This is a genomic window from Rhizobacter koreensis (assembly GCF_013366375.1).
GTDB lineage: Bacteria > Pseudomonadota > Gammaproteobacteria > Burkholderiales > Burkholderiaceae_C > Schlegelella_A > Schlegelella_A koreensis.
On the sequence record NZ_JABWMJ010000007.1, the window covers coordinates 134278 to 147146 of the forward strand.

Genomic DNA, 12869 nt, shown 5'->3' on the forward strand with positions numbered 1-12869 from the left:
CGGCGATCAGCACGGTCGTGCTAAAACCGCCGCCAACATTGCGACGGAGACTGCGATGAAGCTCGAATTCACGCCCGAGGAACAGGCCTTTCGCGAGGAGATCCGCGCCTGGGTCGCCGAGAACCTGCCGCCCGACATCAGCCACAAGGTGCACAACGCGCTGCACCTGACCAAGGACGATCTGCAGCGCTGGGCCCGCATCCTCGGCAAGCAGGGCTGGCACGGCTGGGGCTGGCCCAAGGAGTTCGGCGGGCCGGGCTGGAACGCGGTGCAGCGCCACCTTTTCGAGGAGGAATGCGCGCTCGCCGGAGCACCGCGCGTGATCCCGTTCGGCCCGGTGATGGTCGCACCGGTGATCATGGCGTTCGGCTCGCCCGAGCAGCAGAAGCAGCACCTGCCGGGGATCATGAGCGGCGAGGTCTGGTGGAGCCAGGGCTACAGCGAGCCCGGCTCGGGCTCGGACCTCGCGTCGGTGAAGACGCGCGCCGAGCGCGTGATGAAAGACGGCCGCGAGGTCTACGTCGTCAACGGCCAGAAGACCTGGACCACGCTCGGCCAGTACGGCGACTGGATCTTCTGCCTGGTGCGCACCAGCAACGAAGGCAAGCCCCAGACCGGCATCAGCTTCCTGCTGATCGACATGAAGAGCCCCGGCATCACGGTGCGCCCGATCATCACGATGGACGGCGAGCACGAGGTCAACGAGGTCTGGTTCGAAAACGTCGAGGTGCCGGTCGAGAACCGCGTCGGCGAGGAGAACAAGGGCTGGACCTACGCCAAGTACCTGCTCGCGCACGAGCGCACCAACATCGCGGACGTCAACCGCGCCAAGCGCGAGCTCGAGCGCCTCAAGCGCATCGCCAAGGCCGAGGGCGTCTACGACGATGCGCGCTTCCGCGACCAGATCGCGCAGCTCGAGGTCGACGTGGTCGCGCTCGAGATGATGGTGCTGCGCGTGCTGAGCGCCGAGAAGAGCGGCAAGCAGTCGCTCGACGTGGCAGGCCTGCTGAAGATCCGCGGCAGCGAGATCCAGCAGCGCTACACCGAGCTGATGATGCTGGCCGCCGGCCCGGCGAGCCTGCCGTTCGTCCGCGAGGCGATGGAAGCGGGCTGGCAGGGCGACCAGGCGCTCGCCGCGGTGGCGCCGCTCGCGCCGACCTACTTCAACATGCGCAAGACGACGATCTACGGCGGCTCGAACGAGGTGCAGCGCAACATCGTCGCGCAGACGGTCCTCGGCTGAAAGCCGAGACCGTTCGCGCCGCGCAGGCGGACAGGGTTGCTCCTTTCCCTGCCCTGTCCCTCCGGGAGGGAAAGGGTTCCAGTCAGATCGACCAAGGCATGGCGACGGTCGGCGGTGTCCGACGACAGCCCAGGAGACACGAGATGGACTTCGATTTCAGCGACGACCAGGAAATGCTGCGTGATTCGGTGCGGCGCTGGGTGGAGCGCGGCTACACGTTCGAGCGCCGGCGCGGCATCGTGCAGGGCGGCGGCTTCGCCCGCGACGCCTGGCAGGAGATCGCCGACCTGGGCCTCCTGGGCCTGCAGGTGCCCGAGCAGCACGGCGGCATGGGCTTCGGGCCGGTCGACGCGATGGTCGTGATGCAGGAGCTCGGCCGCGCGCTCGTCCTCGAGCCGTACGCGCCGGTCGCGCTCGTCGCGACGAGCCTGCTCGCCGCGGGCGATGCCGGTACCGCTGCGTCGTGGCTCGAGGGCGTCGCGAGCGGCGAGAAGATCGTCGTGCTCGCGCACCAGGAGCGCCGCGCGCGCCATCGGCTCGAGCAGATCGAGACACGCGCCGAGCGGGCCGGCGACGGCTGGCGCCTCACGGGCACCAAGATCGTGGTGCCGGCCGCCGGTCATGCCGCTGCGTTCATCGTGCCGGCGCGAGTGGCCGACGCGCCCGAGGGCGCCGGCGGCATCGGGCTCTTCCTCGTCACGGCCGGCGACGGCGTCCGGGTCGATGCCTACGTCACCCAGGACGGCGCTGCATCCGGCGACCTGCGGCTCGACGGCGCGAGCGGCACCGAGCTGCTGGCTCCCGGGGCGGCGTTCCCCGCGCTCGAGCGCGCCGTCGACGTCGGCATCGCCGCCCTCGCGGCCGAGGCGGTCGGCGCGATGGACCGCTTGGTCGAGGTCACGGTCGAGTACATGAACACGCGCAAGCAGTTCGGCGTGACGATCGCGACCTTCCAGGCGCTGCGCCACCGCATCGCCGACGTGAAGATGCAGCTCGAGCTCGCGCGCTCCATGAGCTACTTCGCCACGCTCAAGCTCGACGACCCGGAGCCGCAGCGCCGCCGCGCCCTCTCGCAGGCCAAGGTGCAGCTCGGTCAGTCGATGCGCTTCGTCGGCCAGCAGTGCATCCAGCTGCACGGCGGCATCGGCGTGACCGACGAGTACATCGCGGGCCACTACTTCAAGCGGCTCACGGTGATGGAGATGACCTTCGGCGACACCCTGCACCACCTGGGCGAGGTGTCGGCGCGCATGGAAGACACCGCCGGCGTGTTCGCCTGATGACGCCCGCGTGCCGCCGCGCGGGCGGCGCGGCGCCCGTGTGCGCGGTGTCGGCGTTCCCCTACAGCTCTCGCGCGCGACGGTTGCTAAGCTGGCCTTTTCACCCCAGGAGGCAGCATGCAGGAACCGTCATCCGATCCGCATCCGCTCAGCGACCTCGCGTACGACTGGATCACGCTGATCCAGAACAAGGCGCAGGCGCTGATCGCCTACGACCAGTACATCAAGGACGCCGAGGCCGCCGGCTCGCCCGAGTGCGCCGCGTTCTTCCGCAAGGTGCACGACACCGACAAGGCGCAGCTTGCCGAAGCCAAGGAGCACCTCGTGATGGTGCTGCAGGGCAAGATGGGCGCCGGCACGCGGTAGGGGCCCCTTGCATGGCCGCAGCCAGCGCAGCGCGCGCTGCGGCGTTTCCACCCGAACGGTTCGCGCGCGCGGGTCGGCATCGGCCGAGCGACACGTGCGGCTCGAACGCCGCGATCGGCGCCGCGGGCGAGGCGGCCTGCCGATGAGCCTGGCACGTGCCGCCTCGGACGCCGTGGCCGGGCCCGCACCGTTCGGCCTCACCGCCGTCGCCGGTCTCGAGGTCGGCCACTTCACGGACTCGCGCCGGCCGACCGGCTGCACCGTGGTCCTCGCGACCGACGGCGCCGTCGCCGGCGTCGACGTGCGCGGCGCCGCGCCCGGCACGCGCGAGACCGATCTGCTGGCGCCGCTCAACACCGTGGACCGCGTGCACGCGGTGCTGCTCGCGGGCGGCAGCGCGTTCGGGCTCGACGCCGCAGGCGGCGTGATGCGCTGGCTCGACGAGCGCGGCGTCGGCTTCGCGCCGCTGCCGGCCGACCCCACGCTGCGCGTGCCGATCGTGCCGGCGGCGATCCTGTTCGACCTGACGGTCGGCGACCCGCGCATGCGCCCCGATGCGGCCAGCGGCTACGCCGCGTGCGAGGCGGCGAGCACGGCGACGCCGGCCGAAGGCAGCGTCGGCGCGGGCGCGGGCGCGAGCGTCGGCAAGCTGTTCGGCATGGAGCGCGCGATGAAGGCCGGTGTCGGCACTGCGTCGATCTGCGTCGACGGCGTGACCGTCGCCGCGCTGGTCGCCGTCAACGCGTTCGGCGATGTGGTCGATCCGTCGTCGGGTCGCACGCTCGCCGGCGTGCGCGGCGCGGCTGGCAAGCCGATCGGCGCGATGGCCGCGCTGCGAGGCGGCGAATGGCCGCCCGCGCTACCTTCCGGAGCCGCGACCACGCTGGCGGTCGTGGCCACCGACGCCATCGTCGGCAAGCCCGCCGCGAGCCACATGGCGCGGATGGCGCACGACGGGCTCGCCCGCACGATCAACCCGGTTCACAGCGCGAGCGACGGCGACGTCGTGTTCGCGCTCGCGACCGGGCGCGCCGGTCGCAGCGCGCACGTCAGCTGGCTCGGGGCGCTCGCCGCCGACGTGCTCGCCGAAGCGGTGCTGCGCGCGGTGCGCGCCGCCGGGCGTGTGTCGGGGCCCGGCGTTCCGGACCTGCCGACCGCCGCCGAGCTCGGCACGGCCTGAACGCGGTGCACGCCGCCGAACCCCTCTTTCCCAGCCTTCACGAGGTCTCATGTCCGATCGATCCTGGAGCCGGCGCCGCTGGCTCGTCACCACCAGCAGCGCGGCCGCGCTCGTGAGCACGCTCGGCGCGTGCGCCACCGGCGCGCCGTCGGGCGTCGCGCACCCGCCGATCGTCTTCGTGCACGGCAACGGCGACACCGCCGCCCTGTGGACGACGACGATCTGGCGCTTCGAGTCGAACGGCTGGCCGCGCGACCGCCTGTACGCGATCGACCTGCCGTATCCGCTCGCGCGCGACGACGACGGCCGCGCTCAACCGGGTCGCACCTCGACCACCGAGCACATGCAGTTCCTCGCCGCCGAAGTGCGCAAGGTGCTCGCCGCGACCGGCGCGAGCAAGGTCGTGCTGATCGGCAACTCGCGCGGAGGCAACGCGATCCGCAACTACATCGCCAATGGCGGCGGGGCGGCGCTGGTCTCGCACGCGATCCTCGGCGGGGCGGTCAACCACGGCGTCTACGCCGACCCGAACCGCGCGCCGGGCAGCGAGTTCAACGGCGCCGGCCCGTTCCTGCGGGGGCTCAATGCGCCGCAGCCGAGCGGCGACGAGGTGACGCCGGGCGTGCGCTGGATGACGATCCGCTCGGACAACAACGACAAGTACGCGCAGCCGGACGGCGTGTGGCTCGGCCGGCGCGGCGAGCCGACCCACGTGTCGTACGACGCGCCGGCGCTCAAGGGCGCCGAGAACCTCGTACTCCCCGGCGTCGATCACCGCGAGACGGCGTTCAGCCCGCAGGCGTTCGCGGCGATGTATCGCTTCCTCACCGGCCGCGAGCCGGCAACGACGACGCCGGTGCCGGAGGCGCGCGTCGTGCTCGACGGCGTGGTGAGCGGCCTCGGCCTCGACAACGCGCAGGGCAACTTCCCGACCAACCTGCCGCTGGTCGGCGCGACCGTCGAGGTCTACCCCGTCGATCCGGCGACCGGGGAGCGGCGCGCGATCGCCATGCACCGGAAGACGATCGGCGCCGACGGCCGGTGGGGCCCGTTCACCGGCGAGCCCGACGCGACCTACGAGTTCGTGATATCGGCGCCGGGCTACGCGACGACGCACGTGTACCGCTCGCCGTTCGCGCGCTCGTCGCGCATCGTCAACCTGCGCGCCGAGCGCCTGCTGGACGCCGACAAGGACGCCGCCGCGGTGGTCACGCTGACGCGTCCGCGCGGCTACTTCGGCGTGCCGCGCGACCGCATCGAGCTCGACGGCAAGAGCCCGCCGGCCGGCATCCCTCCCGGTGTCGCCGGCGTCTCGTCGTCGAAGCTGAAGATCACCGATGCCGCCGGCCGCGCGGTCGCGGGCGCCTTCAACGACGAGCGCATCGTCGGTCGCGCGTGGCCGGTTGCGGGCAACCACGTCGTCGTGCTCGAACTCACGTACTGACGGCACGCCGCGCTGCACGCGCCGCGCGTCGCTCGGCCGCGTTGCCGGGCGCGCGCCGCGCTCTCCGACCCGACTCACGAACCGCCGTGGAACTCTCCAAGCTGCTCTTCTCGCAAGGCTTCGGCGCGCGTCGCGAGTGCGAAAGCCTGGTCGCCGCCGGCCTCGTCACGGTCGCCGGCAGCGTCGTCGACGACCCCTGGTTCGAGGTCGAGCCGGCCGGCCTCGAGTTCACCGTGCGCGGCGAGCGCTGGGCGTACCACGAGCGCGCCCTCGTCGTGCTGAACAAGCCGGCCGGCTACGAGTGCTCGCAGAAGCCCAAGCACCATCCCAGCGTCTACAGCCTGCTGCCGCCGCCGCTCAGGACGCGCGGCGTGCAGGCGATCGGCCGGCTCGACGAGGACACCACCGGACTGCTGCTGCTCACCGACGACGGCGCGCTGATCCACCGCCTGACCTCGCCGAAACACCACGTGCCGAAGGTCTACGAGGTCGGCTGCAAGCACCCGGTCGACGCCGATCAGGTCGAGCGCCTGCTCGGCGGCGTCACGCTGGTCGACGACCCGGTGCCGGTGCGCGCTGCCGCCTGCGAGGCGACCGGCGAGCGGACGCTGCGCCTGACGCTCACCGAAGGCAAGTACCACCAGGTCAAGCGCATGGTCGCGGCGGTCGGCAACCGTGTCGAGACGCTGCACCGCAGCCGGGTCGGCAGCCTCGAGCTGCCGGCCGACCTGCCGCCCGGCGGGTGGCGCTGGGTCGACGACGTCGCCAGCGTCGGCGGCCTGGCGCCGGCGGGTCGCGCCCGATAATTCCCCGATGCGCGTCTTCCACGGCTTCCACCATCCCGGGGTGGCCGACGCGTGTGCGGTGACGATCGGCAACTTCGACGGCGTGCATCGCGGCCATCAGGCGATGCTGGCGCTGCTGGCCTCGGAAGCCGCGCACCGCAACCTGCCGTCGTGCGTGCTCACCTTCGAGCCGAACCCGCGCGACTTCTTCGCGCTCAAGAGCGGCAAGCCCGAGCTCGCGCCACCGCGCATTGCGACGCTGCGCGACAAGCTGGTCGAACTCGAGCGCTGCGGCGTCGACCAGACCGTGGTGCTGCGCTTCGACGCCGCCTTCGCGGCGCAGTCGCCCGACGCCTTCGTGCGCAACGTGCTGGCGGGCGGCGTCGGCGCGCGCTACGTGCTGGTCGGCGACGACTTCCGCTTCGGCGCCCGACGCGCCGGCGACTACGCGATGCTCGACGCCGCCGGCCAGGTTCACGGCTTCGACGTGGCGCGGATGATGAGCTACGAGGTGCACGGCATCCGCGTCTCGAGCTCGGCGGTACGCGCCGCGCTCGGCGCCGGCGACATGCAGCAGGCGCGCACGCTGCTCGGCCGGCCGTACAGCATCAGCGGTCACGTGATCCACGGCGCCAAGCTCGGGCGCGCGCTCGGCGCCAGCCGCGCGGGCGCGGGCGACGGCTTCCGCACGCTCAACCTGCGCTTCCCGCACCCGCGGCCGGCGGCGATGGGGATCTTCGTCGTGCGCACGCACGGCCTCGGCCCGGAACCGCTCGACGGCGTCGCGAGCCTCGGGCGCCGCCCCACGGTCGACGACAGCGGCCGCGTGCTGCTCGAGGTGCACTGCTTCGACTGGCCTGCCGAGCTCGGCCCCGAGGGGGGCTACGGTAAACTCGTCCGCGTGGAATTGCTGCACAAGCTGCGCGACGAAGCGCGTTACGAGAGCCTCGACGCGCTGACCGCCGCCATCGCGCGCGACGTCGCCGACGCCCGCGCGATCGCGCTCGCCCAGCCGGCCGCGCCGGCGGCGACCGCACGCCAGACCACGCGCGACCGAATTTGACCGTCGGCGGCGCGGCGCCTGCCGAGCGCCGCCGTCCAGCCGCCGAACCGCCGCTCGGCGCCCCTCCCCGCCCGTTGCCGCTGCACCGCGTGTCGGCGCAGCACCGAAGGACTGCCATGGCTGACGAGTCGCCCGCTCGCCCCGACTACCGCTCGACCCTCAACCTTCCCGACACGCCGTTCCCGATGCGCGGCGACCTGCCCAGGCGCGAGCCGGGCTGGGTGAGGCAATGGAACGACGAGGGCGTGTACCAGCGCCTGCGCGACGCGCGCTGCGAGAGGCCCCGCTTCGTGCTGCACGACGGCCCGCCGTACGCCAACGGGCAGCTGCACGTCGGCCACGCCGCCAACAAGATCCTCAAGGACATGATCGTCAAGGCGCGTCAGCTCGCCGGCTTCGACGCGCGCTACACGCCGGGGTGGGACTGCCACGGCCTGCCGATCGAGAACCAGGTCGAGAAGACGTTCGGGCGCAACCTCGGCCGCGACGAGGTGCAGGCGAAGAGCCGTGCCTATGCGAAGGAGCAGATCGCCCAGCAGATGGCCGACTTCAGAAGAGTCGGCGTGCTCGGCGACTGGGACCGCCCGTATCTCACGATGGACTTCGGCAACGAGGCCGGCGAGATCCGCGCGCTGAAAAGGATCATCGAGCGCGGCTTCGTCTATCGAGGCCTCAAGCCCGTGTACTGGTGCTTCGACTGCGGATCGTCGCTGGCCGAATTCGAGATCGAGTACGCCGACCGCAAGTCGACCACGGTCGACGTGATGTTCCGCGCCACCGACCCGGCGCGCCTCGCCGCGGCGTTCGGCGTCGAGCGCCTCGCCAAGGACGCGTTCGCGGTGATCTGGACCACGACGCCGTGGACGCTGCCGGCGAACCAGGCGCTCAACCTCAATCCCGACCTCGACTATTCGCTGGTCGACACCGGGCGCGGCCTGCTGCTGGTCGCGAGCGAGCTCGTCGAGCGTTGCCTGCAGCGCTGGAAGCTCGCCGGCACGGTGATCGCCACCACGCGCGGCCTGCATCTCGAAGGCCTGCGCTTCGAGCACCCGCTCGCCGAGGTCGACGCCGGCTATGCGCGCAGCGCGCCGGTGTACCTCGCCGACTACGCCACCGCATCCGAAGGCACCGGCATCGTCCACTCGGCCCCGGCCTACGGCATCGACGACTTCAACTCGTGCCGCGAGCACGGCATGGCGGTCGACGACATCCTCAACCCGGTGCAGGGCGACGGCCGCTACGAAGCGGCGCTGCCGCTGTTCGGCGGGCTCGAGATCTGGAAGGCCAACCCGAAGATCGTCGACGCGTTGCGCGAGGCCGGACGCCTGCTCGACAGCGGACCGCTGCAGCACAGCTATCCGCACTGCTGGCGCCACAAGACGCCGGTGATCTACCGCGCCGCGGCGCAGTGGTTCGTGCGCATGGATGCGCCGAGCGGCTCGAACGCCGGCGTGTTCGCGAGCGACCCGCCGCCCGAGACGTTGCGCAATCTGGCGCTCAAGGCGATCGAGGAGACCCGCTTCTACCCCGAGAACGGCAAGTCGCGGCTGCACGACATGATCGCCAACCGGCCCGACTGGTGCATCAGCCGCCAGCGCAACTGGGGCGTGCCGCTGCCGTTCTTCCTGCACAAGGTGACCGGCGAACTGCACCCCGACACGATGGCGCTGATCGACCGCGCCATCGAGGTCGTCGCCGAAGGCGGCGTCGAGGCGTGGTCCAAGCTCACGGCCGAAGACGTGCTCGGCGCCACCGGCGAGCACTCGGCCGAGAACTACGCCAAGAGCAACGACATCCTCGACGTCTGGTTCGACTCGGGCTCGACGTTTTTCCACGTGCTGCGCGGCAGCCACCCGGGCATGACGGACCCGTCGGCCGAGGGTCGCGGCCCCGAGGCCGACCTCTACCTCGAAGGCCACGACCAGCACCGCGGCTGGTTCCACTCGTCGCTGCTGATCGCCTGCGCGATGGAAGGCCACGCGCCGTACCGCGGCCTCCTGACGCACGGCTTCACCGTCGACGGGTCGGGCCGCAAGATGAGCAAGAGCCTCGGCAACTTCATCGCGCTGCAGCAGGTGACCGAGAAGCTCGGCGCCGAGATCATCCGCCTCTGGTGCGCGTCGACCGACTACTCGGGCGACCTCGCGATCGACGACAAGATCCTCGCGCGCGTGGTCGACGCCTACCGGCGCATCCGCAACACGCTGCGCTTCCTGCTCGCCAACACCAGCGACTTCGACCCGGAGGCCGACGCGGTGCCGCTCGAGAACATGCTCGAGGTCGACCGCTTCGCGCTGGCGCGCGTCTCGGAGCTGCAAGCCGAGATCGTCGGCACCTTCGACCCCGCCAAGGGCGTGTTCGAGGGCGGTCACTTCGGCTCGTACGAGTTCCACCCGGTGGTCGCCAAGCTGCAGGTCTACTGCAGCGAGGACCTCGGCGCGTTCTACCTCGACGTGCTGAAGGACCGCCTCTACACGACCGGCGCGAGCTCGCTGGCGCGCCGATCGGCGCAGACGGCGCTCTGGCACATCGCGCACGCGATGCTGCGCTGGATGGCGCCCTTCCTCAGCTTCACCGCCGAGGAGGCGTGGCAGGTGCTCGCGGGGCGCGGTGCGGTCGTCGGCGCGCCGGCGAAGGTTCGCGCGGCGAAGCCCGGCGAGGCTGCCGCGGCAGCCGCGGTGGGCGGTGGCAAGACCACCGCCGACGCCCGCAAGCCGTCGATCTTCGTCGAGACCTACGTCGATGCCGACCGCTGGCGCGACGACACGCTGCTCGCCAAGTGGCGCGAGATCGGCGCGGTACGCGCCGAGTCGAACCGGCAGATCGAGGTGCTGCGGAGCGGCGGACAGCTCGGCTCGTCGCTGCAGGCGATCGTCGACGTGCGGGCGCGCGGCGAGCTGCACGAGCAGCTCGCGAGCCTCGGCGACGACCTGCGCTTCGTGCTGATCACCTCGGGCGCCCGCCTGGGCGCACTGCCGGACGACGCCGCGATCGCGTTCGAGGTCGAACCGACGGTCAGCCCCGACCCGAAGTGCGAGCGCTGCTGGCACTACCGCGCCGACGTCGGCGCCGATGCCGAGCACCCGACGATCTGCGGCCGGTGCACCAGCAACCTGTTCGGCGCCGGCGAGCGCCGCCACGCGGCATGACGCGGGCGGCAGCAGCACGCCGGAGCGCCGCATGACGGCGCGCGCGAAAGGCTCCGCGCGCGGGCTCGCGTTCTGGCTCGGCATCGCGCTCGCGCTGATCGTCGTCGACCAGCTCGTCAAGTACTGGATCGCCAGCACGTTCCGGCTGCACGACGTGCGCACCGTCACGCCGTGGTTCGACATCGTGCGGGCGCACAACACCGGCGCGGCGTTCTCGTTTCTCGCGAGCGCCGGCGGCTGGCAGCGCTGGTTCTTCACGGCCATCGGTGCGGTGGCCGCGGTGTTCATCGTCTGGATGCTCAAGCGCCACGGCAACCAGCGCCTGTTCTGCTGGGCGCTCACGCTGATCCTCGCCGGCGCGCTCGGCAACGTGATCGACCGGGTGTGGCACGGCCACGTGATCGACTTCATCCAGGTGCATTGGGGCCGCGCCTACTTCCCGGCGTTCAACGTCGCCGACAGTGCGATCACGATCGGCGCCGCCCTGCTGATCCTGGACGAGCTGCAGCGGGTGCGGCGCGGGCGCTGACGTCGTCGAAGCGGTGGCGCAGGCCAAGAGGCCGGGCCCTGCGCCGCTCCCGCGTCGCTTCGCGCCACCGGCGCCACCCGACATCGGCGGAACGCCGGCGCGGCGCCGATTTCCCGCAGGTGTCGGGGAAGGCGGCGTCGCGCGCGTTCCAGGTCCCCACCGGTGAAGCGGCTTCCACGGGCGAGGCCGGCGGCGATTCACGCCTGCGCCTATCGTGTCGGCCCCTTCCCTCTCGTACCTGCGATGAAAGCGCTCCCGCCGCTCTCCGTTCTAGACCTGGTGCCGGTGCCGCAAGGCGCGCGGCCCGCCGACGCGCTGCGCAGCAGCCTGGAGCTCGCCCGCGCGGCCGAGCGCCTGGGCTACACGCGCTACTGGGTGGCCGAGCACCACAACATGACCGGCATTGCGAGCGCCGCGACCTCGGTGGTGATCGGCTACCTCGCCGGCGGCACCTCGACGATCCGCGTCGGCGCCGGCGGCGTCATGCTGCCGAACCACTCGCCGCTCGTGATCGCCGAGCAGTTCGGCACCCTGGCATCGCTCTACCCGGGGCGCATCGACCTCGGCCTCGGCCGCGCGCCGGGAACCGACCAGACCACGTTGCGCGCGCTGCGCCGCACGCCGCAGGCAGCCGAGAGCTTTCCCGACGACGTGCAGGAGCTGCAGGCCCTCTTCGCGCCGGCGCGGCCGGGCCAGGCGATCCAGGCGGTGCCCGGCGCCGGCCTCGAGGTGCCGCTGTGGATCCTGGGCTCGAGCCTGTTCGGCGCGCAGCTCGCCGCGGCGCTCGGCCTGCCGTACGCGTTCGCGTCGCACTTCGCGCCCGATGCACTCGACGACGCCCTGATGCTGTACCGGCGCCACTTCCGGCCGTCGAAGCAGCTCGAGCGTCCGCACGCGATGGTCGGCCTCAACGTCGTCGCCGCCGAGACCGACGACGAGGCGCGGCGCCTCTTCACGTCGCAGCAGCAGGCGTTCGCCAACCTCGTGCGCGGCCGGCCGGGGCCCTACCCGCCGCCGGTCGACGACATCGATGCCTACTGGACACCGGCCGAACGCCAGCACGCGTCGCGCATGCTCGCCTGCTCGGTGGTGGGCTCGCCCGCGACCGTGCGCGAGGGCGTGGCCCGCTTTGCCGCCGAGACCGGCGCCGACGAGCTGATGGTCGTGTCGGCGATCTTCGACCCGGCCGCGCGCCAGCGCTCGTACGAGATCCTCGCCGACGTCGCGGGGCTCGGCGCGCGCCGCGTCGAGGCGCCCGCGTCGGCCGCCGTGTGATGGCCAGCGGCTCCCGCGGGCTCGAGCTGCGGGTGCCGCCGCTTCTGGTGGTGCTCGTCGCCGCGGCGGCGATGGCCGGCATCACGCGGGTGGCGCCGATGTTCGACGTCGCGATTGCCGCGGGGTGGCGAAGCGCGCTCGCGGCGCTGCTGCTCGCGCTCGGCATCGGCTTCGCGGTCGCGGGCGTCGTCGCGTTCCGGCGCGCGAACACGACGGTCGACCCGATCCGGCCCGATGCGGCGAGCGCGCTGGTCGCCGTCGGCGTCTACCGGGTCAGCCGCAACCCGATGTACGTGGGGTTCGTATTGGCGCTCGCGGCATGGGCGGTGTGGCTCGCCAACGCACTCGCCGTGGTGGTGCTGCCGCTCTTCGTGGCATACCTCGACCGCTTCCAGATCGTTCCCGAGGAGCGGGCTCTGGGCGCCCGCTTCGGCGCGTCGTACGACGCCTACCTGCGCAGGGTGCGGCGCTGGCTGTAGCAGCCGCCGCGCCATCACGCGGGCCGCACTGAAGCCGCAGGCCGCTCGGCAGCCCTCGATCGACCGCGGGTGAAAG

Annotated in this window: 11 protein-coding genes; all 11 read left to right on the top strand. The window is 72.1% G+C overall.

Translation table 11 applies throughout. From position 1 onward, the window contains the following. The first annotated feature begins 55 nt into the window (after nt 1-55). The 11 genes from HQN59_RS15570 to HQN59_RS15620 all read left to right on the top strand — a co-directional run bounded on the left by HQN59_RS15570 (nt 56) and on the right by HQN59_RS15620 (nt 12793). Nucleotides 56-1243: an acyl-CoA dehydrogenase family protein gene (locus HQN59_RS15570; RefSeq protein ID WP_176070040.1), complete on the top strand. Its 1188-nt coding sequence runs from the start codon at nt 56-58 to the stop codon at nt 1241-1243. Nucleotides 1244-1386: 143 nt separating this feature from the next. Then, entirely contained in the window at nt 1387-2523 is a 1137-nt protein-coding gene (locus HQN59_RS15575; protein WP_176070041.1) for an acyl-CoA dehydrogenase family protein, read from the top strand. A 117-nt stretch (nt 2524-2640) separates the two neighbouring features. Next, the gene (locus HQN59_RS15580; RefSeq protein WP_176070042.1) at nt 2641-2889 is read left to right on the top strand and encodes a hypothetical protein; all 249 of its coding nucleotides are present in this window, start codon (nt 2641-2643) and stop codon (nt 2887-2889) included. A 142-nt stretch (nt 2890-3031) separates the two neighbouring features. After that, nucleotides 3032-4069 (top strand): P1 family peptidase, encoded by a 1038-nt coding sequence (locus tag HQN59_RS15585; protein ID WP_176070043.1) that lies wholly within the window; start codon nt 3032-3034, stop codon nt 4067-4069. Nucleotides 4070-4118: 49 nt separating this feature from the next. After that, nucleotides 4119-5513, top strand: coding sequence for an alpha/beta fold hydrolase (locus HQN59_RS15590; RefSeq protein WP_176070044.1), 1395 nt, complete (start codon nt 4119-4121; stop codon nt 5511-5513). 86 nt (nt 5514-5599) lie between these two features. After that, nucleotides 5600-6319 carry a pseudouridine synthase gene (locus HQN59_RS15595; protein ID WP_176070045.1) on the top strand — a complete coding sequence of 240 codons (720 nt, stop codon included), beginning with the start codon at nt 5600-5602 and terminating at the stop codon, nt 6317-6319. Between the two features lie 7 nt (nt 6320-6326). Further along, nucleotides 6327-7361: a bifunctional riboflavin kinase/FAD synthetase gene (locus HQN59_RS15600; protein ID WP_176070046.1), complete on the top strand. Its 1035-nt coding sequence runs from the start codon at nt 6327-6329 to the stop codon at nt 7359-7361. A gap of 116 nt (nt 7362-7477) precedes the next feature. Continuing rightward, on the top strand, nt 7478-10510 hold the full coding sequence (gene ileS, locus HQN59_RS15605; protein WP_176070047.1) for an isoleucine--tRNA ligase: 3033 nt from the start codon (nt 7478-7480) through the stop codon (nt 10508-10510). Nucleotides 10511-10541: 31 nt separating this feature from the next. Continuing rightward, nucleotides 10542-11039, top strand: coding sequence for a signal peptidase II (lspA, locus tag HQN59_RS15610; protein WP_176070048.1), 498 nt, complete (start codon nt 10542-10544; stop codon nt 11037-11039). 243 nt (nt 11040-11282) lie between these two features. Then, nucleotides 11283-12314, top strand: a complete 1032-nt coding sequence (locus tag HQN59_RS15615) for an LLM class flavin-dependent oxidoreductase (protein WP_176070049.1) — start codon at nt 11283-11285, stop codon at nt 12312-12314. Continuing rightward, on the top strand, nt 12314-12793 hold the full coding sequence (locus HQN59_RS15620) for a methyltransferase family protein (protein ID WP_176070050.1): 480 nt from the start codon (nt 12314-12316) through the stop codon (nt 12791-12793). Before HQN59_RS15615 ends, HQN59_RS15620 begins: the two co-directional genes overlap by 1 nt. Nucleotides 12794-12869: the final 76 nt, after the last annotated feature.

What these genes read in the sequence shown, in the direction of transcription:
- HQN59_RS15600 (WP_176070046.1), top strand. Translation starts at nt 6,327, where the DNA reads ATGCGCGTCTTCCACGGCTTCCACCATCCCGGGGTGGCCGACGCGTGT.
- HQN59_RS15590 (WP_176070044.1), top strand. Translation starts at nt 4,119, where the DNA reads ATGTCCGATCGATCCTGGAGCCGGCGCCGCTGGCTCGTCACCACCAGC.
- HQN59_RS15615 (WP_176070049.1), top strand. Translation starts at nt 11,283, where the DNA reads ATGAAAGCGCTCCCGCCGCTCTCCGTTCTAGACCTGGTGCCGGTGCCG.
- HQN59_RS15575 (WP_176070041.1), top strand. Translation starts at nt 1,387, where the DNA reads ATGGACTTCGATTTCAGCGACGACCAGGAAATGCTGCGTGATTCGGTG.
- ileS (WP_176070047.1), top strand. Translation starts at nt 7,478, where the DNA reads ATGGCTGACGAGTCGCCCGCTCGCCCCGACTACCGCTCGACCCTCAAC.
- lspA (WP_176070048.1), top strand. Translation starts at nt 10,542, where the DNA reads ATGACGGCGCGCGCGAAAGGCTCCGCGCGCGGGCTCGCGTTCTGGCTC.
- HQN59_RS15580 (WP_176070042.1), top strand. Translation starts at nt 2,641, where the DNA reads ATGCAGGAACCGTCATCCGATCCGCATCCGCTCAGCGACCTCGCGTAC.
- HQN59_RS15585 (WP_176070043.1), top strand. Translation starts at nt 3,032, where the DNA reads ATGAGCCTGGCACGTGCCGCCTCGGACGCCGTGGCCGGGCCCGCACCG.
- HQN59_RS15620 (WP_176070050.1), top strand. Translation starts at nt 12,314, where the DNA reads ATGGCCAGCGGCTCCCGCGGGCTCGAGCTGCGGGTGCCGCCGCTTCTG.
- HQN59_RS15570 (WP_176070040.1), top strand. Translation starts at nt 56, where the DNA reads ATGAAGCTCGAATTCACGCCCGAGGAACAGGCCTTTCGCGAGGAGATC.